The organism is Arthrobacter gallicola (assembly GCF_014836775.1).
Classification (GTDB): Bacteria; Actinomycetota; Actinomycetes; order Actinomycetales; family Micrococcaceae; genus Arthrobacter_B; species Arthrobacter_B gallicola.
Window position 1 is genome coordinate 238,489 of record NZ_JACSQD010000007.1, and the last position, 23,154, is coordinate 261,642.

The following is a 23,154-nucleotide window of genomic DNA, read 5'->3' on the forward strand; positions in this document are numbered from 1 at the left end:
TCAGCGACCCCCAATCTTGGCTGCCCATGGGAAATACATGTAGTTGATGGACGGGGCGGCCCCGGTGATGCGGTTGCCCAGCCACATGGTGGTGACGCTTTCGTAGAGCGGACCCCAGACAACTTCCTCGGCGGCCAGCTGGGCGGCCTGGGCGGTGAGCCCTGCCCGCTCGTCCGGGTCCTTGGCTTCGAAGGCGGCGTTGACCAGGCCGTCGAATTCAGGGTTGCTCCAGCCGCCGTAGTTGCTGAAGTCCCCGGTCCGGAGCACGCTGTACATTTCCAAAGGCTCATTCGCGGAGAGGTACCAGGAGGTCACCAGCAGATCCACGCCCTCCCGGGCCTCCGGATCGGAAAACAGGGTGGTGTATTTGTCGTTGGACATGGTCTGGATTTCCGGGTCCAGGCCGATTTCCTTTGCCGCAGAGGCGATGGCTCGTGCCGTGATGTCGAACGCGGCGTTCAGGGAAGCGGTGGCGAAGACGAACTTGCTGCCTTCGGCTCCGGCCTCCCGGATGAGCCGTTTGGCTTCTTCCAGGTCATAGGGCAGGGACGGCAGGGCTTCGAACGCCGCGTCCACGGTCTCCGGTGACGCTTCGTTCCAGACGTTCCGGGTGGTGAGGGCATCCGTCCCGGTGGCGTAACCCTGTTCGGCGGCGTTGATCAGGGCATCCCGGTTCAACGCCATCATGAGCGCCTGCCGGACCCGGACGTCTTTGAAGGTGCCTTCGAGGTCAGTGAACACCATGCTTTGAACCGAGGTGTCCGTGCCGAAATACAGCGTGCCGGCATCTTCGTTGGCTTTGAGCAGGTCGATGGCGTTCGACGGGATCATAAAGCCGCCGTCGATCTCCCCGGTCTGGAGCGCGTTGGTCCGGGCGTTCGCATCCGGAAGCATCCGGAAGGTGACCCGCTCTGACTTAGCCCGGAGATCCTGGTCCCAGTAGTCCGCAAACCGCTGCAGGGTGATGCTCTCCCCCGGTTCCCAGCTTTCGAACTGGAAGGGACCGGTGCAGTTCACGCCCGTGGTGGAGTTGCCGTAGTCCGGACCTGCTTCTTCCAGGGTTGCGGCCGATTCCACCACTCCGGGGGCGCCCACCAGGGCCGAGTTGAACACATAATCCGGGCGGGTGGTCCGCACCGTGACCTCGTACTCGCCCGTCTGCTCGATCGATTCCACATTCTGGTAGGAGGAAGCCCAGAAGGATCCCACCTCCGGCTCGATGTGGCGCGAGAGCGACGCCGCGACGTCCTTTGCTGTCATCTCGGTGCCGTCGTGGAACTTCACGCCTTCCCGGATGGTGTAAACCCAGGTCAGCGGGTCCGGATTCGCGAAACCGGTGGCGAGCCCCGGAGAGGTGGTGAGGTCCTCGTTCCAGCGGAACAGCGACTCGCAGACGTTGGAGAGCACCGTGTTGTCCGGATAGTCAAAGGAGTAGGCATAGTCCAGGGAGTAGGGCTCCGCGTACATAGCCCAGTTAAAGTTCTCGATTTCCGAGCCCGGTTCCGGGCTCGACGTGCTGAGCGTGAACTTTTCCCCGTCCGAGGTCTCCCCGAGGCCCTGCGCACCGGCGGAGCAGCCGCCCAGGACCAGGCTGACGGCGACGACGGCGGCTCCCGCTGCGGCGAGGCGGAACGGTGCCTGCCGGGTGGAGCCCGGCACGGGAGTCATTGTGCTGCCTCAGTTTCGGGGAGGGCTGCTGTGGCCGGGCGCTGGTACACGCATTCCCCGCCGATCCAGGTCTGGGTGACGGAGGCCCGGTGCAGGTCCTCCAGGGGCAGCTCGAAAAGATTGATGTCCAGGACAGCCAGGTCAGCCAGCTTTCCGGGTTCGAGTGTGCCGGTCTGGGCCTCCCGGTGGTTGATCCAGGCCGAGCCCTGGGTGTAGGCATCCAGGATCTGCTTCAGAGTAAGCTGCTGGGATTCCGGTCCGAGCGGCGGAGCGTCCGAGCCCGGCGACCTCCGGTTGACGGCCACATGGATGGCAGCCACCGGGTCCGCGGTGGAGACCGGCCAGTCGCTGCCGGCTACCAGACGCGCACCGTGGGCCGCCAGCTCGCCGAATGGATAGTGGCGCTGCTCTGCCCCCGGCTCCAGGAAGGGCAGGGTGAGGGTGTCCATCTGGTCTTCGTGGCAGGCCCAGAGCGCCTGAAGGTTTGCAGCGGCTTCCAGGGGCGCGAAACGCCGGGTGTCCTCGGGCCGGACCACTTGCAGGTGTGCCAGATGGTGCCGGTTGTCGTTGGGTCCGTTGACCTCGCGGGCCGCCTCCACGGCGTCCAGCGCGTCGGTAACGGCCCGGTCGCCGAGCGCATGGAAGTGGACCTGCATACCGGCGGCATCGATCGCGGTGACGAATTCCTTCATCTCGGCCGGGTCGAAGAACTCGATCCCCCGGTTCTCCGTGTGCTGCCCGTGGTGATCCAGATACACGTGGTGCATCGCCGCGGTGTAGTTTTCGGCAACCCCATCCACCATGACCTTGACCGAGTTGGCATCCAGCTGGAGCGGATCGATTGCTGCCGCGACGGTGTCCCGGCGGCTCTTGATGGCTTCCAGCTGGGAAATTCCGGCGGTCCGGTCCCACCACTGGCAGGCCGTGACGCGCACCCGTAGGTCCCCGGCCGCGGCCGCGTCCATGTAGACCTGGAGATTGTCCGCGTGCTCTCCTTCAGGAATGGGGACCCAGGCATCCTGCCAGGCGGTGATTCCCTGTGCGAGCAGAAGCTCCTGCGCAGCAAGCAGGCCACGGTAGGCGAGTTCGTAGGGCACGGCGGGCTTAGCGTGGTTGAACAGGTCCACCGCGCCCTCGTGGACGGTACCGGCGGGAGTGCCGTCTGCCTCGCGCTCGAAACGGCCGCCGTCCGGATCGGGGGTCTTGGCGGTGATCCCGGCGGCCTCGAAGGCTGCCGTATTTGCCCAGGCCCCGTGATGGTCTCGGTTCTGGAGGAAGACCGGGCGGTCGGGGACCACAGCGTCGAGCTGCTGCCTCAGCGGTGTTCCGCCCGGGAAGAGGTCCATGGACCAGCCGGCGCCCAGGATCCACGGTTCATCCGGGTTCTCCTCTGCGTACGCTCCGATGGCGGCCAGTGCTTCCTCCGCTGATCCAACACCCGTCAGATCGCACTGGAGCATTTCGATCCCGGCGAAAATGGGGTGGATGTGGGCGTCCTGGAATCCCGGGACCACCAGCTGTCCCCGCAGATCGACGCGCTGCGTTCCGGCTCCCACGGTGGCGTCAATGACGTCCCCGGTGCCGACGGCGAGAATGCGCCCGCCAGCAATGGCCAGGCTGGCCTGGACAGGGGCGGCATCATTGCCGCTGTATACCCAGCCGTTCTCAAGGAGAATCTCCGCGTGCACCAAGGTGTCCTTTCGTAGCAAATATCGAGCCCTGCCAGTCACGATATGGCGCGGATCACATTTGGTCAACAGTGTTGACATCACAGCAGACTACGGCGTTGACCGTAGTCCGGGACAGGTCGGCATCATGTAGCGTGAGAGTCACCGTGCCCAGGACGAAAGGCAGCCGCACATGGCCCAGCCCGCCCAGCCACCGGACCGCCGCAACCGGCTGGACCCCGGGGCTATTCTTGACGCCGTGCTCCGCCTGGCACGCCAGGAACCGGGTGAACGGCTTACCGTCCGCCGGCTGGGGCAGGAACTCGACGCCGACGCCACCGCCGTTTACCGGCACTTCAAGAACCGGGACGCGATTATCCGGGCCGCGCTGGACCGATTGTTCGACCAGTCCCTGCAGCGGACCCTTGCCGCCGGGCCCGGTCAGCACTGGCGCACCCGGCTGGAGACCTACAGCAGCGAACTCCTCAAGACCTTCCTGGAGCATCCCGCACTGGGCCGCGAATCCTTCGCCACCGACACCTACGGCCCCGGCGAGCTCCAGTCGATCGAGTTCGTGCTGCAATGCCTTACGGATGCCGGACTGCCGCCGGACCGGGTGGTGCACTATTACGCGGCATTGGAGAGCTTCAACCTGGCGCTCGGGACGGGGATTTCCGCGGAAGTTCAGCGGCTGCCTGATTCCGGCGGGCACGATCCCTGGCTGAGCCCGGGGGTCTTCGCCCGGCTCTCGGACTTCCCGCTGCTCGAACGGCACCATGCCGGGCTGGGCCGGCTGGACTCACTGATGGCTTTTGACGCCGGCCTCGCCGCCATTCTGGACAGCGCTGAACGTGAGAGCCAGCAGGACGTCCGCCGTTGACGTCACGGAACGACTGGCAGAAGGGCCCAGGCATGGCGGCATTGCTACCCTGGGTCCGGAACCGGTTCTGGCTGGTCCTGGTTGCACTGCTCCTGAATGCCGCGCTGACCCCGCTACTTCCGCCCGCCTACCTCCCGGAGAGTTTTAATGAGGGCATTCCGGCTGCGCTTTTAGTCAGTGAGGTCCTGCTCCGGACCGTGGTGGTGGTGCTTCCTGTCCTGATGCCGCTGCCGGCCCCACGTTTGGCGCTGGCCGTGTATACAGCCGGAGTCCTGCTGTACGCGGGTGCCTGGGCGGCCGTGATCTGGGCTCCGGCGAGCACCTGGAGCACGTCGCTGATTGGCTTCACTGCCCCTGCCTGGGTGCCGCTCGTCTGGCTGTGCGGAGTTGGACTGGGTTCCACTTTGCGCTTTGTCTCCGGCTACCGCCCCTGGATGTATCTGGCTGCGGCAGCGGCCTTCACCGCGGTCCACACCGCTCATACGGCTTTGGCCTGGACGCTGGCTACGGCATAGCTTCGCCCACTGCCGAAGTGCCGTCGTCGAGCACCGAGGCCAAAGCCGCCAAAGCCGGACCAAACTGGTGCGGGGGCGCACCGGCGTAGTTCAGGCGGAGGAATGATCCCGCCGATTCCGTGGGAAACCAGTCAGCGCCCGGTGCCACCAGGACGCCTGCTGTACGGGCGCGGGCGGCGAGCGCACTGGTGTCCGTGCCGTCGGGAAGCTGGACCCAGAGGTTGAGGCCTCCCTTGGGAAGGAGCGTCAGCGCACCGGCCCCCAGATGTGTGCTGACCTGCCGGGCGAGTTCATCCCTGCGGGTCCGCAGCTCAGCCCGCAGCCGGGACCGGTGGCTGTCCCAGCCGGTGGAAGACAGCACGTCGACGGCGGTGGCCTGGAGCAGCCCGCTGACGTACAGGTCATCCACGGTGCGGTCCGTTTGCAGACGCGCCCGTGCCGGCCCGCGGGCCACCAGCGCAGCCACCCGGACCGCGGGCGACACACTCTTGGTCAGCGACCGCACGTAGACCACGTGACCGTCCGGGTCGTCCGCGGCCAGCGGGGCGAGGTCGGCGTCGATGCAGAAGTCCCGGGCCCAGTCGTCTTCGACCAGATACGTGCCGCGGGCACGCATCAGGTCCAGGACGGCGGCGCGGTCTTCTGCGGTCCAGAGGGTTCCGGTGGGGTTGGCGAAGTGCGGCTGCGCATAAAAGATCCGGGCACCGCTGGTGGCCAACGCCTCCTCCAGGTCGCCGGACAGCGGAGCCCTTGCACCGCGTGCCACGGGAATGATCCGCAGCCCGGCCTGGCGGGCTGCGGCGATGGCACCCCAGTAGGTGGGGGATTCCATCACGACAGCGTCGCCCGGTCCGGCGAGTGCCCGGAAGACCGAGGCCAGTGCGCTCTGGCCGCCCGGGGTGATGAGCACATCCTCCGCACTGACCGGCGCAGCCTCGGCCCGGGACCGAGTCAGTTCACCGGCAAACCAGCGCCGGAGCGCGGGCAGTCCCGCCGGGTCAACCCGCTCCACCGCTTCCCCGCCGCGGGCCGCACGCACCATGGCCGAGCGGACAAGCCTGGCTGGCAGCAGATCCTCCATCGGATAGCCGCTGTGCAGGGCGACGCTGCCTTCCGGGGTTGCCTGGAGGGTGGCCCCGACGGGGTTGGGCGGCGTGCGTGCCGGGCCCAGCGCCGTCGTCTGCCAGGCGAAGTCCGCGTGCCGCACTGCGGTGCGGCGGGCGACGAAATTCCCGGCACCTGGCCGGGTTTCCACCAGCCCCTCCGAGGCCAGCCTGCGGATCACCCGCTGCACGGTCACCGGGCTGGCGGAGTGCCGGGAAACCAGTTCGCGGGTGGTCGGCAGCCGGCTTCCTGCCGGGTGTGAACCGGCGAACAGACGCAGTTCGGCTTCCAGCCGAGCCGGCGAGGCCGGCTCCGGGTCCAATGTCACGGTCTACGCCTCAAATTTCTGGATTATCCATGGGATTATTGCGGATTTATTTAAAGGATTTTCAACCCGGGTTCACATTGCTACTCTGAGTAGTGAAGACCAACAATAGCGCTACTCGCATTCTGACACCACCGTTATCCGCTCAGGACCGTGCCGCGGGCCGCCCGCTCCTCCCACGGGGGCCGCTGTTTGGCTTCCTGGGCGTGCTCGCCTTCTCCTTTACGCTCCCGTTCACCAGGGTTGCGGTGGAAGACCTGGATCCGCTGCTGGTCGGTGGGGGCCGCGGGGTCATAGCAGCGGTCCTCGCGGCCGCCGTGCTCCTGATAACCCGTTCGGCCCGCCCCGGCGCATCCCAGTGGGTGCGTCTGGCCGTTGTTGCGGCGGGCGTGGTGGCCGGTTTTCCGCTGCTGACATCCTTCGCGCTGCAGTCCGTACCGGCCTCCCACGGCGCGGTGGTCATCGGTTTGCTGCCCGCTGCTACTGCAGTGGCCGCTGTCCTGCGCGCCGGGGAGCGCCCTTCCGCACGGTTTTGGGTAGCCTCGCTGGCCGGCGCCGGCGCTGCCGTGGGTTTTGTGCTGCTCGATGCGGGTGGATTCAGCGGGCTGGGCCCCGGCGATCTCCTGCTGCTGGGCGCCGTGGTGCTCGCCGCTTTCGGCTATGCCGAGGGCGGGCTGCTGGCCAGGGAGCTCGGCGCCTGGCAGACCATCTGCTGGGCACTGGTTCTGGCGTTTCCGCTCATGTTGATTCCCACCGGAATGGGCCTGGCATCCGGATTCCCTCATGCTTCACCCGCCGCCTGGCTGGCCTTCGGCTATCTGGCCGTGATCAGTATGTTCCTGGGATTCTTCGCCTGGTACCGGGGTTTGGGAATCGGACCGATCTCCGCGATTTCCCAGATTCAGCTGCTGCAGCCCTTCCTGACGCTGGCGTGGGCCGCGCTCCTGCTCGGCGAGGCGTTTACCCTGGCGAACGGGATCGGCGCCGTGGTGATCGTGGCTTGTGCGGGCGCCGCCGTCCGGAGCCGGGTGGGCCGCCGTCCGGCGGTCCGTCATCCGGCGACTACGTAAACGTAGTTGACGGGACGGTTGCCGCACCGGGGACTACGCATTCCGCGTGATGTGTTCCGGCCGGCCTGCCGCCATGCTTGCCGTCATGAATAGTTCTCCCAACCCCGACACCATCGTGCTGGTCCACGGACTGTGGGTCACACCGCGCAGCTGGGAAGCCTGGAAAACCCACTATGAAGCGCGGGGGTTCACCGTCCTCACCCCCGCATACCCGGGGTTCGAGATCGAGGTCGAGGCTCTGCGCGAACACCCCGAAGTCATTGCAGACGCCACCGTGCCGGAAACCATCGACTATCTGGCCTCCGTCGTCGAAGCTCTGCCCCGCCCGCCCATCATTATGGGCCACTCTTTCGGCGGGCTGCTGACCCAGATGCTCCTTTCCCGGGGGCTGGGCGCCGCAGGGGCCGCGATTAACTCCGCCCCCACCGAGGGTGTCCGGGTTACCCCGCTGTCCCAGGCGCGCTCACTTTTCCCGGCACTGAAGAACCCCGCCAACTTCCATAAGGCTGTCGGATTCACGCCGGAGGAATGGCATTACGCCTTCACCAACACAATCAGCCGGGAAGAATCGGACCGAGCATACGAGCGGTACGCAATCCCGGCTCCCGGGCACTGGGTATGGGCCTACGGCCTGCTTGCCAATTTTCAGCCCGGGCACCAGGAGACGTGGGTGGACTACTCCGGCGACAGGGCTCCGCTGCTGTTCATCGGAGGCGGTGAGGACCACATCATGCCGCCGTCCGTCAACAAGTCCAATGCCAAGCACTGGGCGAAATCCCCGTCCCTCACCGATTACCACGAGTTTGCCGGCCGATCCCACTGGACCTGCGCAGAGCCGGGCTGGGAAGCGGTTGCAGACTATGCCCTGGACTGGGCGCTTAAAAATGCGGAATCCGGAACCCGCCCGACTCCGCCTGAAACCGAGAGCGAGGAACGGCCGGCGTAAGTCGCCCTGCCCGGCTGCAGGAACCAACGAAAGGAAACTGCCATGACGCGTCCCTGGAACAAAAGACGATGGGCACCCGCCCTCGCCGCCGCCTCGGCCTTAGTCCTCGCCTTGATCCTGGGTGTTTCACCGGCGTCTACCGCGGACACACAAAACGGCAGGCATGGGGGCGGAGCCGGCGGACCCAAACCAACGGTGGTCCTTGTCCACGGGGCGTTCGCGGATTCCAGCGGGTGGTCCCAGGTGGGAAAGGCACTCCAGGAGGATGGCTATCCGGTCCTCGCTTTCTCCAATCCCCTCCGCGACGTCCAATATGACAGCGAGTACCTGCGCAGTTTCCTCGGCACTATCCAAGGGCCGGTGGTCCTGGTGGGTCATTCCTACGGCGGGGCCCTCATCACCAATGCCGCCACCGGCAACCCGAATGTAAAGTCGCTCGTCTACATCGCCGCCTTCGCCCTCGACGAAGGCGAGACGGTACAGGCAGCACTCTCGCTGGGCGGCGGTCACACGGAAGTGGTCGATCACCTCATCGTCCGCCCCTTCCCCGGGGCCGCCGAAGGCAACGGTGACGCCTACATTGATCCGGCCTACTTTCCGCAGCTTTTTGCCCAGGACCTGCCGCGGGCGGAGGCCAGGTTCATGGCAGCCTCCCAGCGGCCGGCAGCACTGGCAACCCTGGTAACGCCTTCCGGCGAACCGGCCTGGAAGACCATTCCCAGCTGGTACATGGTCGCCTCCCGGGACCGCATCATCCCGCCGGAGGCCGAACGGGCTATGGCCAAGCGGGCGGGTGCGACGACGGTGGAGGTGAAAAGCTCACACGTCCCGATGCTGAGCAATCCGGCTGCCGTCACATCGCTGATCAAGAAAGCGGCACGGTAGGCCCCGTCCCTCTTCCCCGGTCCGCACGGCCGCTGCCGCGGACCGGGGAAAAAAGGAACCGAGGAATTCGGGGGTATTCTCTGTCCTCTGTGAATTACGGTTGCTATCGTCGCCCCGGACGGTGTTTCCGGGGGCCGCAGAAATCGGGATTTCATGGACGGACAGATTTCGTGGACGGCCTAGGGCCGCCGGAGACCTCCTCAGATCTGATGGGGGACAGAGCCTGGCTCACTGCATTGTTAAGCTCAGCGCAGGCAGGGCGGGGAGAAGCGGGTGTCCTGCGTGGCGACGCCGGCGTCGGAAAGACGTTCCTGGTCTCCTCTGTTGCCGCTGAAAATCCGCACCTCCGAATGCGGCTGGTCCGCGGAGCTGAAGCTGAAGCGAATCTCCCCTACGCGGCTTTGCAGAGAATAATTCTGGCTCACCGGGGCGCACTTGATCAGCTGGCTGAGGCTCATCGCGCCGCGCTCGTTACAGCCTGCGGGATTGACGAGGGGCCCGGCCTCCCAGCGGCGTCCAGGTCCCTCATCGGCCTTGGGCTGCTGGATCTTTTTGGCGTGCTCTGCCGCGAAGCACCGCTGCTGTACTTCATCGATGATGCACAGTGGGTGGATCCTGATTCCCTTCAGGTCTTGGCGTTCGCCGCGCGGCGCCTCACAGCTGAACGGATCGCGCTGCTGTTTGCTGTACGCGCCAATGGCAGGGAGCCGGGGACGCTGGATGATCTGCCCGGCCGCACCCTCACGGGCCTCAGCCGCGAGGCTGCATTCAAGCTGCTCGCCGGCGCCTCACCGACACCACTCGACCGGCGGGTCGCTGACCGCCTCATCACGGCCACGGGAGGAAATCCGCTGGCCATGTTGGACCTGTTGGCGGATCTCAGCGCGCAGCAACTGCGCGGGGAGGAGCTCCTGCCTGATCCCGTTCCGGTGGGTCAGCGACTGGCCGGCTACTATCTCCGGCAAGACGGCTGCCTTCCCTCCGAAACCCGGAAGTGGCTCCTGACGGCCGCCACGGAACCCGACGGGGACCTGGAAGCGATCGCGGCCGCGGGGAAGTCCATGGGCCTGCGGGAAGATGCCTCGCGTGCGGCCGAATTGGCTGGACTGGCCCGTGTCGGCGCGCAGCCGTCTCCTTCGACCATCCCCTGGTGCGCTCGGCTATCCATAACAGTGCCTCCAGCCACGACATCCGCGGTGTCCACGGGCATCTGGCAGAGGCGGCAGAGCGCCGCGGGGACACGTACCGGCGGGTGTTGCACCGGGCAGCGGCGACCATCGGACCCGACGACGAGGTTGCCGGCGAACTCGAGAAAGCTGCAGATCTGGCGACACGGCACGGCGGATATCCAGCACGGACAGAGATCCTGCTTCGAGCTGCCGCCCTCTCCTCCGCCGGCACGGACAAGAACCTTCGGCTGCTGGCGGCCGCCGAATCCGCAGTCGCCGCCGGTTCGGGTGCGCAGGCTGGGGCCCTGCTGCGGGCCCTCCGGCTTCAGGGGTTCGACGACGTCGCGAGGGGACGGTTCCTGCTGGTCCAGGGTGAGCTGGACATTCTGGTGCCTGGCGCCGGATTCGCCGACCGCGCTCCGCAGTTGCTGGCTGCGGCCAGAATTCTCCGGACAGCTGCCCCTGCACGTGCAAAACAAGCCGTCGGCATGGTTTTCTGGGCTCTGGTTCAGGCCGATGACCTGGTGAAGCAGACCTCGTCACAGGAGGCTGCTGCCGAGGCCCGGCTGATTTGCCAGCTGCACCCGGGCACGGACCTTCCCACTCGCGGCCTGAATGCCCTCAGCACGCTTATTCTGGACGGACACGCAGCCGCCGCGCCCTTGGTACGCAGCGCCGTCCAGGAGTCAGCGGCACCCCAGACACCTGTTGAAGACGTGCTGCAGTCCTGTATGCATATTGCCTATGCTGCTTTCCTTCTCCGCGAACCAGTGGCAGCGGCCGCAGTCCTCGCGCGTGCCGAGCGCACCGCCTTAAACAGCGGTGCCGTGCTGCCCCGGTGCCGCATCGGCCTCCTCCGAGCGCACTTTGACACCCTGCAGGGGAAGATCCGGGAGGCCAGTGAGCAGCTCAACGACTTGGCTGAACTGATGTCCAGCATGGGACTGCCGGATCCGTATGCCCGGATGGTGCTCTCGACGCCGGCATTGTCCGGATGGCTCGGGAGCGAAGTTGTCGCGCGTGAGGATGCCCTGACGGCGGATGCGAGAGCCGCCGGGTACGGGATCCGCGTTACCTCACGCCGAATAGGCACCGTGCTGCTGCGGGAGGCCCAGGGCCGCTACGTTGAAGCCTGGGATGCCGCCCAGCACATAGGGTACGGCGATCCCTTGTTTTCCGGGGCGCTCTTTGTGCCTGACCTGTTGGAAAGCGCAGCGCGCAGGAGACCAGCAGGCCGCTGACCGGCTTTTTCAACATCTCCAGGCCGAAACCCGGCATTCCACCAGCAGGTGGGCTGCGGGCTGTGTGGAACGCGCCATGGCGCTCCTTGCGGAGGACGGAACCGCCGCCCACTTCGAGCGGGCGCTGGAGCTATTCGGCGAACCTGCACTGGAAATGGACACCGCCCGGACTCGTCTGCTTTACGGGGAGTGGCTGCGCCGCCGGCGCCGCCGGAACGCAGCGGCACTGCAGCTGGGCGAGGCGCTGGAGATCTTCCGGCGGCTCGGTGTCCCGGTCTGGTCGGATCGTGCCCGCAGGGAGCTCGCGGCACTCGGAGACAGCCGTGACCGCAGCGCATCCGCGCCGGCAGCTTCCCTGACTCCGCAGGAACTCTCCGTTGCCAGGCTGGCGGCGGCCGGCCTTACCAACGCCGGCATCGGGGCTCGTTTGTTCGTCAGTTCCAGCACGGTGGATTACCATCTCCGAAAGGTGTTCCGGAAACTCGGGGTTGTTTCACGCCGGCAGCTGCAGACTGCTGAGCTGGGCGGCGAACCCACCGGTTCCGTCCCCTAATCAGGGCACGCTATCCGGCCTGCGAGCGCGCCTCACCGTGGAAGGCAGCGTCCTCGCCGTCGTCGGGAACCCAGCGGAGCAGGTCACCCGGCTGGCAGTCGAGCACTTCGCAGAGCGCTGCCAGCGTGGTAAAGCGTACGGCTTTGGCCCGCCCGTTCTTCAGCACGGCGAGGTTGGCCGGGGTGATGCCGATCCGTTCCGCCAGAACACCAACCGGCATCTTGCGGCGGGCAAGCATCACATCAATGTCCACGATGATCGGCATCAGATCACCTCGTCGAGCTGGCTGCGCAGATCCCTGGCCCTGGCGTCGGTGGCCACGGCCTGGGCCAGCAGGGCCCGCATCACGACGACGACCAGCGCGACGCCGGCGATCGTCACGGCAATCCCGCCAATCAACAGGACGATTCCGGGGGCTACTGTCTCCCCGGGTGCCAGGAGGCAGCCGAGGACCACTGTCAGGACGGCGGCTGCCGCAACGGCGCCGATAATGATGTCCACCCAACGGAAGGCAGCGGCGGAGAACACGGTTCCCCGCCGCACCATGGTCAGCAGCCGCCAGACGCAGATCAGCGTTACCTGGAAGGTGACGATGCCCAGCAGCACCACGAGGAGCACCGGCACCCGGATGGCCGCAAAGTCCGGCCCCGCCTCGCTCAGGTCAACTCCCAGCAGCGGCACCATAACCGCTTGGACGAACACCGTTCCGGCCAGCACACCCGACATCAGGATGCGCAGCACAAGGATTGTCGGGTTTCCCATGTCGATCTCCTTCTCGAATAACAATCAGGATAGATCGATTCTCGAGAGATGGGGCGGTGGGCGCAGATCCCAGCGGCGATCAGGCCGCTGGGCATCACGGCTTGCGTTCCGCAGCAGGGCAGGCCTGCCGGGATAAAGAAAGAGCGCGGCCAGATGGATCTGGCCGCGCTCTTGCACTCCTGCGGTTAAGCAGGCTGATCTTCCGGCAGCTTTGCCCGCAGGATGTCCCGGATGTAGTCCCGGTTGGCTGCGGTAACGGTCAGCCCGTCACCTCCGTAGTGCTCCACGCACATCGGTCCGCCGAACCCGGCCTCGATCGCCATACCGATGGCCTCGCGGTAGTTGATGAACCCCAAGGCCAGTGGCGCCGGGGCGGAGGCGTAGGACCCGGTGGCCGGGTCGTAGTCACGGAAGTAGTTTTTCAGCTGCCAGTAGTTCGTATAGGGCAGCATTTTGGTCAGCATTTCCCGCCAGTCCTCCACCTCCCGGTGCAGGCGGACGATGTTGCCGATGTCCGGGCACAGTCCGACATTGGGCAGGTCGACCGCTGTGACGAGCTGCACGGAGCTGTCCGCGGTGCCGAGAAAGGTGCCCTCGTACATCTCCAGAGACAGGCTCACGCCTCGTTCGGCTGCATACTCGCCGAGTTCCCGGAAGCGCGTGGCGGCTTTGTCCCGGTTTTCGGGCGTCTCCACGTCCTCGGCGCCCTCGGCCAGCCAGAACCACGTTACCTCCTTCTGCGCCGGGGTAAACGGATCATGCAGCCCAACGCACACCATGGGGGCCTCCAGATCGGCGGCGGCGTCGATGGCGCGTTTGGTGTAGTCCATGTTCCGCCGGGCCTGTTCTTCATCCGGGGTGATCACGCTCTTGCGCGTGACGGCCAGGTCGGAGAAGGACAGGTCGTAGGACCGTGCTGTGTTCAGCAGTTCCCGCCGGCCCGAGGCGTCCAGGTCTGCGGCACGGACCCAGGAGTCAGTCAGGTCGACATGGTCGAATCCGGCAAGACGAACCTCGCGCAGGGTCTGGCGCCACGCGCCGGGACCTGCCAGGGTGCGGTCGCGGCCGTCCGCTGTCACGCCGGTGAAATTCAACAGGGCGGCTCCGATGGGCCAGGTCTCAGGTGTGTATGTCATGTATCTTCTCCTCGGGTGGGGGTTGTTGGCGGCGGTTCGGATCAAACCATGTGTTTGCCGCCGTCGATAAAGTAGGAGCCGCCGCTGATGAAGCCGGCTTCCGCGCTGACCAGGAAGTTGACCAGGCCGGCGACTTCGTACGGATGTCCGACACGTTGTACGGGAATGTCCCCGGACAGTGCGGCCTTGCGCGCATCACTGAGTGGACCGCCCATGATGTCGGTGTCGATCGGACCGGGAACGATCGCGTTGCAGGTGATTCCATGGGGGCCGAGTTCACGTGCGGCTCCCCGGGTCAGTCCCAGCACGGCCGCCTTTGCCCCGGCATACCCGGCTTTCGAGAACGTTCCGCCCCCGTCATAGGCAGTGATCGATGACGTATTCACAATCCTCCCGCCATGTCCGCCGTCGATCATCCGGCGTGCAGCGGCCTGCATCATCAGCAGCGTGCCGGTGGCGTTGACGTCGATCACCCGGGTCCAGACATCCTTGGTCAGCTCGAAAAGGGTGTGGGGGCTGGCGATCCCTGCCAGGTTGACCTGTGCCAGCACCGGCGGCAGGTCGGCGTCGATCCGGGCGAAAGCGGCATCCACGGCTGCGGGGTCCGCAACGTCGGCGGCCAGGCCGAGGACGGGCTGCGCTGAGTGTGCGCTGAGCTCCTTCGCGAACGCCATCACGGCGGGGGCATCAACGTCCAGGACGGCCAGCGCCCATCCTTCCTGGGCGAGGCGGCGGGCAACGTGGCGGCCGATTCCGCGTTCGCCGCCGGCTCCGGTTACGACGGCGGTCCGTTGGTCGGGAAAGTGGTGCATGGGGACTCCTCCAGTAGGGGAAGCGGGGATGAGGGCCGGGGCTACGCCGCGATGGCGTAGACCACCCAGGCCAGGCCAAAGGACAGGAAGCCGATCGCTGTACCGACCACCGTCCAGGTCTTCAGGGTGGTGAGGGTGTCGAACCCGCAGAACTTGCCAATGAGCCAGAACCCGGAGTCGTTGACGTGGGAGAAGGTGATCGATCCGGCCGCGATCGCCACGACGACGGCGGCCAGTCCAACCCCTGACACCCCGAGTTCCATGACCGCGGGCGCCATGATGGATCCCGCCGTGGTGGCGGCTACGGTTGCCGAGCCCTGTGCCACCCGGAAGGCAACGGCAACGAGGAACCCGGCGAGGATGACGGGCAGGCCCATGGCATCGAGTCCGGATGCGATGGTGCCGCCGATCCCGGTTTCGGTCAGGACGCGGCCGAAGGCACCGCCGGCGCCGGTAATCAGGATGATGGAGCAGACCGGCGCAAGGGCATGGTCGACCAGATCTTCGAGTGCGCTGCCAATGGTCCCGCGGCCCCGGCGCGGGCGGATGTAAAGCAGGTACATCGCGGCCAGGGTCGCGATCAGCAGGGCAATGGGGGTACTGCCAATCAGACGCGAGAGCTGGAACAGGAAGTTCTCGGCGTCGACCGTGCCGCCCACTTCGAGCGTGCTGAAGAGAGTGTTGAAGAAAATCAGGAACAGCGGCAGCAGGAGTACGAAAATGATGGTCCAGAAACCCGGACGGGGAGTGTCGTCATCCAGTTCCGCCTCACCGAGCAGGTTCGGAACGGGCATGTTGGGGTAGCGCTTGGCGATGAGCAGGGCCAGGCGGTAACCGGCGAGGTACCAGGCGGGCAGGCCAACCAGCAACGCCACCAGGATCACTGTCCCGACGTCGGCGCCCATGACGGTTGCTGCAGCCGTGGGACCCGGGTGGGGCGGAGTCAGTGCGTGCATCATCAGGAACGAGCCGATTGATGGGAGCACGTACAGCATGAAAGAGCCGCCAAGGCGCCGTGCCACGGTGTAGATGATGGGAAGCATCACGATGAAGCCGGCGTCGAGGAAAATCGGGAAGGCATAGAACAATGACGCGACGGCGAGGGCCAGGGGGGCGCGTTTCTCTCCGAAGCGGCGCAGCATGGCATCCGCGAGCACCTGGGCGCCACCGGAAACCTCCACCAGCCGCCCAAGGACGGCGCCGAAACCCACGAGCAGGGCGACGGTGCCCACCGTGGTGCTGAACCCGGCAACCACCACGGTTACCACGTCGCCGACGCCGATGCCGGCGGCAAGCGCGGTCAGGACGCTGATGATGATCAGCGCAAAGAATGCATGGACCCGAAGTTTGATGATCATAAACAGCAGGGCCGCGATCGCCACCACAGCGATGATGAGCAGCGCCCAGGACGGACGGTCGGCCAGAACGAGTGTTTCCGCCGGAACGGCGGCAGGAAGCATGTGCATAGCGTGAACACCTTTGATCGCGCGGAAAGCTCTTGGCGTGCGGCAGTGTGCTGCAGGCCACAATGAACAGATCTGACTAAACCCTATAGGATATTTTTTGCCTGTCCAGCGGAGCACCGAGCCCCGCGGCGCCCCTGCGGCCTCCGGTACCAGCCCTGTCCAGGGCATGGGCTTGGCACCCCTGTGGGAGAATTTGAGGCATGGCGGACGCGAGCGGTGGGAGCAGCATGGACAGGCAAGGTACGGGCGGGCAATGGGTTGAGCGCAGCGTCCTGGCAGATCAGGTCTATAAGGAAATCCTTGCCCGCCTCATGGACGGCAAGCTCGAGTCCGGAGACCCGCTAAGCATCGACGGGACCGCCCGCGAACTCGGCGTCTCCCCCACCCCCGTCCGGGAGGCCCTGGCCAGACTGGAAGCTACCGGAATGGTGGTCCGGGCGGCCCTGCGGGGCTACCGGGTTGCCCCCATGCTGAGCCAGGCGGAGCTTATGGACCTCATGGAGGCCCGGTTGCTGATCGAGCCGCACAATGCCGAAGTTGCCTGTGTCCGCGCAGATGATGCCTTCCTTGGGCAGCTCGAACGGTCGATAGATGACCTCCGCCGCGCGCCGAACGGACCGCAGTTCTCCGATTACAGCTCTTACTGGGAGGCGGACGAACGCTTCCACCGGCTCATTGTCGAACAGACGCGCAACCGCTTCCTGCTCGGAGCCTACAATTCCTTGGGCGGCCACGCCCATCGGTTCCGGCTGTTCGGCGGCACCGGCGTACGTGACGCCCGGATCGCCATCGAGGAGCACAGTGCCATCCTGGCAGCCATGCGCGCCGGTGACGCCATCGCCGCCCGCCGGGCGATGGCAGGACACATCGCCGGCGTCAGAGAGCGGGCGGCCCGCGAACGGGAACATGAAGTGGTTACCGACAGCCCACACGGGCACAACTAGGGAACGCATCCGCAGCGCGGGCTGCGACGCTCCAACCGGCAGCTGTGGTTGACATCACACACTGACGCATGGATGATCCTATAGGAAACACGAATCAGCCCGGTCGTCGTTTCGTCCGGGACTGCCAATGCCTGCCTCGGAGGAAATCCATGACCCAGCGAACAGTGGCCGTAGTCGGATCCGGATACATGGGCGGAGGCATCGCTCAGGTGCTTGCCCTCGGCGGGGCGCGCGTCGCCCTGGCCGATGTCTCCCAGGAAGTCGCCGAAAAAAACCTTGACCGTCTCCTCGGCGAGGCGGAACAGTTCGTGGCCGACGGCCTGTTCCCGGCGGACGCCGTGGACCTGCTGCGCGCGAACCTCTGGGCCGCTCCGAGCATCGAAGCGGCCGTCGCCGATGCCGGTTACATCGAAGAAGCCGTGCCCGAGGTCCTTGACATCAAACACGCCACGCTCCGCCGGATCAGCGACGCCGCTTCGGCCGAAGCGGTCATCGGGTCCAACACCTCGACGATTCTGATCGCCACCCTGGCCGAAGCCGTGGACCATCCTGAACGCTTCCTCGGCGTGCATTTCTCGAATCCGGCACCCTTCATCCCTGGTGTTGAGGTCATTCCGCACGCGGGCACTTCGGAGGACACTGTGCAGACGGCCCGGGAGATCGTCGCCCTTACCGGCAAACAGGCCGCTGTGGTCAAGGATGTCACCGGTTTCGTTCTCAACCGGCTGCAGTATGCGCTGTTCCACGAGGCGGCGCAGGTTGTTGAGGAAGGCATTGCGTCCGCGGAGGACGTTGACACCCTCGTCCGCACCACCTTCGGATTCCGGTTGCCCTTCTTCGGCCCGTTTGCCATCGCCGACATGGCAGGTCTCGATGTTTATTCCTTCTGCTATGCCTCGCTGCAGACCTCGTTCCCGGAGCGCTTCGCGACCCCTGACATCCTCAAGGACCTGGTCGACGCCGGAAAACTGGGGACGAAGTCCGGCGCCGGTTTCCTGCAAATCCCCGCTGATCAAACCCAGGACCTCGTGGCATACCGCAACAAGGCATACGTCGCCATGGCCGGTCTGCTCAAGGAACTCGGCCCCAGCCCTGCCGAAGAGGCCGGCCGTGCCGCAGAGCCAACTGCTCCGCATGCCGGCTGACCGACGCTGACCTTTAGTTCCGCCGGGCGGGCGGAGTTAGACAGCACTGCCGCCCGGCGGGGACCGCAGACAACTGAGGCTGGAACCCCATGACTTACCTACTGAACAATCCCACTGACTTCGCCGTCGACGCCCTGCGCGGATTCACCGCCGCGTACCCAGCGCACGTGATGCTTGCGCACGGCGGAGTGGTGCGCGCCACCGAGACGCCGAAGGACCAGCCCGCCTTGGTGGTCGGCGGCGGGTCCGGGCATTACCCCGCCTTTGCCGGCTGGGTCGGTCCGGGCATGGCACACGGCGCACCCTGCGGCAACATCTTTTCCTCCCCGTCCGCGTCCCAGGTCTATTCCGTGGCCCGTTCGGCGGAAAACGGCGGCGGCGTGCTGCTTGGATTCGGAAACTACGCCGGCGACGTCCTGCATTTTGGCCAGGCAGCCGAGAAGCTCCGTGCCGAGGGAGTGGATGTGAGAATCATCCGGGTCTCCGACGACATCGCGTCCGGCCCGGCAGGGAGCCATCGGGACCGCCGTGGCATTGCCGGCGATCTGGCCGTGTTCAAGGTTGCCGGGGCTGCGATCGCAGCCGGGGCGGACCTTGACGAGGCGGAGCGGGTGGCCTGGAAGGCCAACGACGCAACCAGGTCCTTCGGCGTCGCTTTCGACGGCTGCACGCTGCCCGGAGCCGAGGAAGCGCTGTTCCACGTGCCGGAGGGCGAAATGGCCGTCGGCCTGGGGATTCACGGTGAACCGGGTATCCGGGAGGTGCCGATGGGAACCGCAGCGGACATCGCCGATCTGCTGCTTGACGGCGTACTGGCGGAAGAGCCCGAGCGCAGCGGATCCGGCTACAACGGCCGGGCGGCCGTAATACTGAACGGCCTCGGAACCGTCAAATACGAGGAACTCTTCGTGGTGTACGGCCGGGTGGCCGAACGTCTCGGCGAGAAGGGCATCCAGGTGGTGGCACCGGAAGTCGGTGAACATGTGACAAGCCTGAACATGGCCGGCCTGTCCCTGACTGTTATGTTCCTCGACGAAGAACTCGAAGAATACTGGTTGGCTCCCGCCGACACCCCGGCCTTCCGCCGCGGTGCCGCCTCAGCTCTGCCGGAAGCTCCGGCCCGGTCAGGCATCCATATTCCCGGCGAGGACCCGATTCCAGAGGCCGCTGCCGGCTCCCGTGCCTCCGCGCAGCGGATTGTGGAGGCCCTCGAGGTCCTTAAGGCCACTGCCGCGGCCCATGAAGAGCATTTCGGCCGGCTCGATGCGGCCGCCGGCGACGGGGACCACGGCCAGGGGATGGCCTACGGCACCCGCGGAGCCGCAGCGTCCGGCAGGGACGCGGCTGCGCAGGGTGCCGGTGCGCGCACTGTGCTGCTGCATGCCGGGGATGCCTGGGCGGAGGAAGCCGGCGGAACGTCAGGGGCGTTGTGGGGGGCAGCCCTGACAGCCGCTGGCGGAGTCTTCGATGACGCCCAAAGCGTGACGGCGGGCGACGTCGTCCGGGCCTTGGCCGCGGGCATTGGCGCCATCGTTCGGCTGGGCGGGGCGCAGCCGGGCGACAAAACCATGGTTGATGCGGCATTGCCCTTCCGAAATGCTCTTGAGACTGAGTTTGGCGCGACGTCGGATTTGTCCGGGTCGGTCCTGAAAGCCGCCGCCGTGGCACGGGAAGCCGCTGAAGCCACTGCGGACATCACCTCTCGGCGGGGCCGTTCCAGGATCCTGGGCGAAAAAAGCCTTGGTACCCCGGATCCTGGTGCCTGGTCCTTCTCCGTGCTGATGGAGGCGCTGGGTACCTTCCTGCAATCCGTTCCTGATGCGGCCCAGGAGCTGACGTGACCGTCTGGATCGGCACCAGCTGGAAGATGAACAAGAGTATCGCCGAAGCCAGGCGGTACACAGCAGATTTGCTCGCCGGCCTCAATGACCGGCCCCTCGGTGACATCCAGCCCTTCGTCATCCCGCCGGCCACTGCGCTCGCTGCCGTGGCTGAGGCAGCGGCAGGCGACAGCAGGGTGATTCTGGGGGTCCAGAACGCCCACTGGGAAGACGCCGGTGCCTGGACCGGGGAGATTTCGGTTCCGCAGGCAGCCGACGCCGGTGCACGGCTGGTGGAAATCGGCCACTCCGAACGGCGTGAGCATTTCGGCGAGACCGATGAAACGGTGCGGCTGAAAGTCGCTTCGACTCTGCGGCACGGACTTATCCCCCTGCTGTGCGTCGGCGAGCCGGCTGAGGTTCTGCAGGCCGGGGGCTCCGCCAGCTTCATCACAGCGCAGGCTGAACGCGCCCTGGCCGGGTTATCCGAGGACCAACTTGCCCGCGTCCTCATCGCCTACGAACCTATCTGGGCCATTGGCTCGGCTGGACGCCCGGCCGAGCCGGAGGAACTCCACGAACCTTTCGCCGCCCTTGCCAGGAACTATGGCGGCCGGGTGGCGGGGCTGCTGTTCGGCGGTTCAGTCTCACACGACAACGCCGCGGCGCTGCTCGGCATCCAGCACGTGGACGGGCTGTTCGTGGGACGCGCCGCCTGGCAGGTCGAGGGGTACCTGCGGCTGCTGGATATCGCCTCCGGGCAGACCTGGCAGAGCACCGGAACGCCCGCAGGTACAACTGCGCAGGGCACAACAACAACACAGCAGCAAGGAAGTGGAGAACCCCTATGAGTAAGAAACTGCGGATTGTGATCGGCGGAGACGACGCCGGATTCGATTACAAGGAAGTCCTGCGCCGGGACCTGGAAGCGGACGAGAGGGTGGAAAGCGTGATCGACGTCGGCGTCTCCGGCACGGAGAATACCCCGTACCCGCATGTGGCGGTCGATGCGGCCCGCAAAGTCGCGTCCGGGGAAGCCGACCGCGCCCTGCTGATCTGCGGCACGGGTCTGGGAGTGGCTATTTCCGCGAACAAGGTGCCGGGAATCCGTGCCGTCACAGCCCACGATTCTTACTCTGTGGAACGGTCTGTGCTGAGTAACAATGCTCAGGTGCTTTGCATGGGCCAGCGGGTCGTCGGCATTGAACTGGCCCGCCGCCTCGCCAGCGAATGGCTGGGCTACGTCTTCGACCCGGACAGCGCCTCTGCTGCCAAGGTGGACGCCATCAGCGGCTACGAAAGCAACTGAGCCTGCAACGTAAGTTCCGGCACCCACGTAAACCAGGCGCACGTCGATCAAGGGATGTTTCCGCACTGCTTGTCTGTCTTGCCTTGGGAGCTGCGTGCCGGGTGCCACTGACATTCCGGTTTCGCGATGTAGAGTCGCGCCATGCCCATTGCTGCTAATACCCCTCTGCCGTCCTACGTTTCCGGTTTCCTGCCCGGCGAAGAAACCGTCATGGGTCAGTCCATACAAGTAGACGCCAGCCGATGGCAGAAGGCTTTGGCAGACCGCGGCCTACCCTCTCTGGAAGGTATCCTGGCGAGCCCGGGGTTGAGACATGTGTCCCGACGCGTTGTCTTCGAGCTCGGTGCCAGGGACATCACCCCGGAGAACGCATTCCAGCTCCTCTACTATTCCCTGGCCTGGGGGCTCGGCAAAAGAGCCCGGAAGTTCAACAAGCGACTCGACGGCCTGGCCGAGGACCAGGAGAATACTGCGAAGCTGCTCACGGAAGCCTGGACGGCAGTCCGCAGCGGTGAGCCTGCCGAGGTCGTCTACAGCACATTGACCACGTCACGAGGCAAGGCCCGGATCCCCCAATTCGGTCCGGCATTCTCGACCAAGTTTCTCTACTTCGCCCAGGGCCCGGACATCCCGCCCCGCTACGTCATTCTGGACAAGGTGGTGGCAGGCAGCCTGCATGAGGCTTGGCCGGGCGCCCCAAAGGCCGGCTGGTACCCGGACGCCTACGGCCGGTACTGCTCCTTCATAAGCCGCTGGGCGGACCTGGCCACCGAAGAGATCAACGGTGCACGTAAAGTGCGGGCCGACGAAATCGAATTCACTCTGTTCACCCGCAAGTAGGGCTGTACGGGATCTATGGATAACACACCGGACGCCCGTGCTGGGCTGCTGCAGCCTGTGCGGGATTGGACGGAGCAAGCTCCGTTCTCCCACGGATAGCCGCTCGGCTGCTCATGGCAGGCGTCCTGACTGTCTTTCCCGGCTTCATGACGCTCCTGTTTGTTGCCGGTGGAAAGTTCATCCATAGGCAGGTCGCGGCAGTGTCCTAGTGACGGGGGCCGCTGCCCTCGTGCGAGTCCAGGCCTCAGCCCGCAGTTCCGTTCCTGAGAATGAAGCGTTCAGTTGGTCTGAGCATCAGAACCGCTGGTTTGGTCTCCTCTGGTCCTGTGTGCCGTGTTCTGCGGGTTCGGCATGGTCTCTGATTTCCACACATATAGGGAGCACAACTACCCTGCCTGTCTTACTCCTCTGTCCGTCCACCAACAGTCATCCCATCCGGCGCAGTCGCGCAAAGCAAGTGCGTCTCGTGTCCTTACCGGGAAAACGTTGCATCAGGAGTGTGGTGGATGCCGTCTACGCTCAGCAGGCTGGCTTCGGGCATGAATAAGGCCCCGGAGATTGGTGTTCTGGGGCGTTTTCATTCTTCGTCGCGGTGGGCTGCTCTGCGGACGGACCGCTTGGGGACTCCCTTGCGTGCGATGTAGATAACGCCGGCAATCAGCGCGGCTACGACCAGGACGACCAGGACATGCCATCCGGTGATGACGCCCATATCATCCCCCTTCCGTCTAGCTGGGGTAGGCCATGTAGGCACCACCGTAGCCGAGGTTCAACTGACCCGGAAGTCGACCAGGCAGTCGTCGTAGTGGTCCTCGGCGCCAATGCGTGCGTTGAAGTCGGAGACGCCCCTGCGGTGCCACCCCGCCCTGCGCGGCCACAAGCTTCTGAATCGAGGTC

At 65.8% G+C, this 23,154-nt stretch carries 22 protein-coding genes and 1 pseudogene; 14 read left to right on the plus strand and 9 right to left on the minus strand.

Features of this window, described 5'->3' with window-relative positions; translation table 11 throughout:
• Entirely contained in the window at positions 1-1,668 is a 1,668-nt protein-coding gene (locus H9639_RS15150) for an ABC transporter substrate-binding protein (protein WP_191808898.1), read from the minus strand.
• Entirely contained in the window at positions 1,665-3,356 is a 1,692-nt protein-coding gene (locus tag H9639_RS15155; RefSeq protein ID WP_318242116.1) for an amidohydrolase, read from the minus strand. The genes H9639_RS15150 and H9639_RS15155 overlap by 4 nt, the downstream gene beginning before the upstream one ends.
• Positions 3,357-3,528: 172 nt before the next feature.
• Between H9639_RS15155 and H9639_RS15160 the strand changes: the two genes are divergently transcribed.
• Positions 3,529-4,215: a TetR/AcrR family transcriptional regulator gene (locus H9639_RS15160; protein ID WP_191808900.1), complete on the plus strand. Its 687-nt coding sequence runs from the start codon at positions 3,529-3,531 to the stop codon at positions 4,213-4,215.
• 32 nt (positions 4,216-4,247) lie between these two features.
• Entirely contained in the window at positions 4,248-4,730 is a 483-nt protein-coding gene (locus H9639_RS15165) for a hypothetical protein (protein WP_191808901.1), read from the plus strand.
• Here H9639_RS15165 and H9639_RS15170 read toward each other — a convergent pair.
• Positions 4,720-6,162, minus strand: a complete 1,443-nt coding sequence (locus tag H9639_RS15170; protein WP_318242117.1) for an aminotransferase-like domain-containing protein — start codon at positions 6,160-6,162, stop codon at positions 4,720-4,722. The genes H9639_RS15165 and H9639_RS15170 overlap by 11 nt on opposite strands.
• 122 nt (positions 6,163-6,284) lie before the next feature.
• On the opposite strand from H9639_RS15170, the gene H9639_RS15175 reads away from it, so the two are divergent.
• From H9639_RS15175 to H9639_RS15200, 6 genes and pseudogenes are all read left to right on the plus strand, one after another.
• Complete coding sequence (locus tag H9639_RS15175) at positions 6,285-7,229, plus strand: DMT family transporter (RefSeq protein ID WP_404799767.1); 945 nt, start codon at positions 6,285-6,287, stop codon at positions 7,227-7,229.
• Between the two features lie 85 nt (positions 7,230-7,314).
• On the plus strand, positions 7,315-8,175 hold the full coding sequence (locus H9639_RS15180; protein ID WP_191808903.1) for an alpha/beta hydrolase: 861 nt from the start codon (positions 7,315-7,317) through the stop codon (positions 8,173-8,175).
• Positions 8,176-8,217: 42 nt separating this feature from the next.
• The gene (locus H9639_RS15185) at positions 8,218-9,060 is read left to right on the plus strand and encodes an alpha/beta fold hydrolase (RefSeq protein WP_191808904.1); all 843 of its coding nucleotides are present in this window, start codon (positions 8,218-8,220) and stop codon (positions 9,058-9,060) included.
• Positions 9,061-9,269: 209 nt separating this feature from the next.
• A pseudogene (locus tag H9639_RS17305) lies at positions 9,270-9,671 on the plus strand (ATP-binding protein); the annotation flags it as partial.
• Positions 9,672-10,210: 539 nt separating this feature from the next.
• Positions 10,211-11,470, plus strand: a complete 1,260-nt coding sequence (locus H9639_RS17105; RefSeq protein WP_263598563.1) for a hypothetical protein — start codon at positions 10,211-10,213, stop codon at positions 11,468-11,470.
• Between the two features lie 76 nt (positions 11,471-11,546).
• Complete coding sequence (locus tag H9639_RS15200; RefSeq protein ID WP_191808907.1) at positions 11,547-12,023, plus strand: helix-turn-helix domain-containing protein; 477 nt, start codon at positions 11,547-11,549, stop codon at positions 12,021-12,023.
• A 10-nt stretch (positions 12,024-12,033) separates the two neighbouring features.
• Here the strand turns inward: H9639_RS15200 and H9639_RS15205 are convergent, their stop codons facing one another.
• The 5 genes from H9639_RS15205 to H9639_RS15225 form a co-directional block, all read right to left on the minus strand.
• The gene (locus tag H9639_RS15205) at positions 12,034-12,288 is read right to left on the minus strand and encodes a helix-turn-helix domain-containing protein (RefSeq protein WP_191808908.1); all 255 of its coding nucleotides are present in this window, start codon (positions 12,286-12,288) and stop codon (positions 12,034-12,036) included.
• The gene (locus tag H9639_RS15210) at positions 12,288-12,785 is read right to left on the minus strand and encodes a DUF2975 domain-containing protein (RefSeq protein ID WP_191808909.1); all 498 of its coding nucleotides are present in this window, start codon (positions 12,783-12,785) and stop codon (positions 12,288-12,290) included. The genes H9639_RS15205 and H9639_RS15210 overlap by 1 nt, the downstream gene beginning before the upstream one ends.
• A 185-nt stretch (positions 12,786-12,970) precedes the next feature.
• Entirely contained in the window at positions 12,971-13,921 is a 951-nt protein-coding gene (locus H9639_RS15215) for a sugar phosphate isomerase/epimerase family protein (protein ID WP_191808910.1), read from the minus strand.
• A 41-nt stretch (positions 13,922-13,962) separates the two neighbouring features.
• Positions 13,963-14,733, minus strand: coding sequence for an SDR family NAD(P)-dependent oxidoreductase (locus tag H9639_RS15220; protein ID WP_191808911.1), 771 nt, complete (start codon positions 14,731-14,733; stop codon positions 13,963-13,965).
• Positions 14,734-14,774: 41 nt separating this feature from the next.
• Positions 14,775-16,193, minus strand: a complete 1,419-nt coding sequence (locus H9639_RS15225) for a GntP family permease (RefSeq protein WP_225219684.1) — start codon at positions 16,191-16,193, stop codon at positions 14,775-14,777.
• 233 nt (positions 16,194-16,426) lie between these two features.
• On the opposite strand from H9639_RS15225, the gene H9639_RS15230 reads away from it, so the two are divergent.
• The 6 genes from H9639_RS15230 to H9639_RS15255 all read left to right on the plus strand — a co-directional run bounded on the left by H9639_RS15230 (position 16,427) and on the right by H9639_RS15255 (position 22,257).
• Positions 16,427-17,143, plus strand: a complete 717-nt coding sequence (locus H9639_RS15230) for a GntR family transcriptional regulator (protein ID WP_225219650.1) — start codon at positions 16,427-16,429, stop codon at positions 17,141-17,143.
• 149 nt (positions 17,144-17,292) lie between these two features.
• Positions 17,293-18,288, plus strand: a complete 996-nt coding sequence (locus tag H9639_RS15235) for a 3-hydroxyacyl-CoA dehydrogenase family protein (RefSeq protein WP_191808914.1) — start codon at positions 17,293-17,295, stop codon at positions 18,286-18,288.
• Positions 18,289-18,377: 89 nt separating this feature from the next.
• Complete coding sequence (locus H9639_RS15240; RefSeq protein ID WP_191808915.1) at positions 18,378-20,129, plus strand: dihydroxyacetone kinase family protein; 1,752 nt, start codon at positions 18,378-18,380, stop codon at positions 20,127-20,129.
• Entirely contained in the window at positions 20,126-20,959 is an 834-nt protein-coding gene (locus tag H9639_RS15245; protein WP_318242118.1) for a triose-phosphate isomerase, read from the plus strand. The genes H9639_RS15240 and H9639_RS15245 overlap by 4 nt, the downstream gene beginning before the upstream one ends.
• Positions 20,956-21,417 (plus strand): ribose-5-phosphate isomerase, encoded by a 462-nt coding sequence (locus tag H9639_RS15250; protein WP_191808916.1) that lies wholly within the window; start codon positions 20,956-20,958, stop codon positions 21,415-21,417. Before H9639_RS15245 ends, H9639_RS15250 begins: the two co-directional genes overlap by 4 nt.
• 141 nt (positions 21,418-21,558) lie before the next feature.
• On the plus strand, positions 21,559-22,257 hold the full coding sequence (locus H9639_RS15255; RefSeq protein WP_191808917.1) for an 8-oxoguanine DNA glycosylase OGG fold protein: 699 nt from the start codon (positions 21,559-21,561) through the stop codon (positions 22,255-22,257).
• A 577-nt stretch (positions 22,258-22,834) separates the two neighbouring features.
• On the opposite strand, the gene H9639_RS17110 is transcribed toward H9639_RS15255, so the two are convergent.
• A complete protein-coding gene (locus H9639_RS17110) occupies positions 22,835-22,969 on the minus strand; it encodes a hypothetical protein (protein WP_263598564.1) in 135 nt (44 codons plus the stop codon).
• Positions 22,970-23,154: the final 185 nt, after the last annotated feature.

Coding starts and splice junctions, on each gene's coding strand:
- H9639_RS15165 (WP_191808901.1), top strand. CDS start 4,248: ATGGCGGCATTGCTACCCTGGGTCCGGAACCGGTTCTGGCTGGTCCTG.
- H9639_RS15230 (WP_225219650.1), top strand. CDS start 16,427: ATGGACAGGCAAGGTACGGGCGGGCAATGGGTTGAGCGCAGCGTCCTG.
- H9639_RS15235 (WP_191808914.1), top strand. CDS start 17,293: ATGACCCAGCGAACAGTGGCCGTAGTCGGATCCGGATACATGGGCGGA.
- H9639_RS15200 (WP_191808907.1), top strand. CDS start 11,547: ATGGCGCTCCTTGCGGAGGACGGAACCGCCGCCCACTTCGAGCGGGCG.
- H9639_RS15210 (WP_191808909.1), bottom strand. CDS start 12,785: ATGGGAAACCCGACAATCCTTGTGCTGCGCATCCTGATGTCGGGTGTG.
- H9639_RS15180 (WP_191808903.1), top strand. CDS start 7,315: ATGAATAGTTCTCCCAACCCCGACACCATCGTGCTGGTCCACGGACTG.
- H9639_RS15225 (WP_225219684.1), bottom strand. CDS start 16,193: ATGCTTCCTGCCGCCGTTCCGGCGGAAACACTCGTTCTGGCCGACCGT.
- H9639_RS15215 (WP_191808910.1), bottom strand. CDS start 13,921: ATGACATACACACCTGAGACCTGGCCCATCGGAGCCGCCCTGTTGAAT.
- H9639_RS15240 (WP_191808915.1), top strand. CDS start 18,378: ATGACTTACCTACTGAACAATCCCACTGACTTCGCCGTCGACGCCCTG.
- H9639_RS17110 (WP_263598564.1), bottom strand. CDS start 22,969: ATGGGCGTCATCACCGGATGGCATGTCCTGGTCGTCCTGGTCGTAGCC.
- H9639_RS15220 (WP_191808911.1), bottom strand. CDS start 14,733: ATGCACCACTTTCCCGACCAACGGACCGCCGTCGTAACCGGAGCCGGC.
- H9639_RS15160 (WP_191808900.1), top strand. CDS start 3,529: ATGGCCCAGCCCGCCCAGCCACCGGACCGCCGCAACCGGCTGGACCCC.
- H9639_RS15255 (WP_191808917.1), top strand. CDS start 21,559: ATGCCCATTGCTGCTAATACCCCTCTGCCGTCCTACGTTTCCGGTTTC.
- H9639_RS15250 (WP_191808916.1), top strand. CDS start 20,956: ATGAGTAAGAAACTGCGGATTGTGATCGGCGGAGACGACGCCGGATTC.
- H9639_RS15185 (WP_191808904.1), top strand. CDS start 8,218: ATGACGCGTCCCTGGAACAAAAGACGATGGGCACCCGCCCTCGCCGCC.
- H9639_RS15205 (WP_191808908.1), bottom strand. CDS start 12,288: ATGCCGATCATCGTGGACATTGATGTGATGCTTGCCCGCCGCAAGATG.
- H9639_RS15150 (WP_191808898.1), bottom strand. CDS start 1,668: ATGACTCCCGTGCCGGGCTCCACCCGGCAGGCACCGTTCCGCCTCGCC.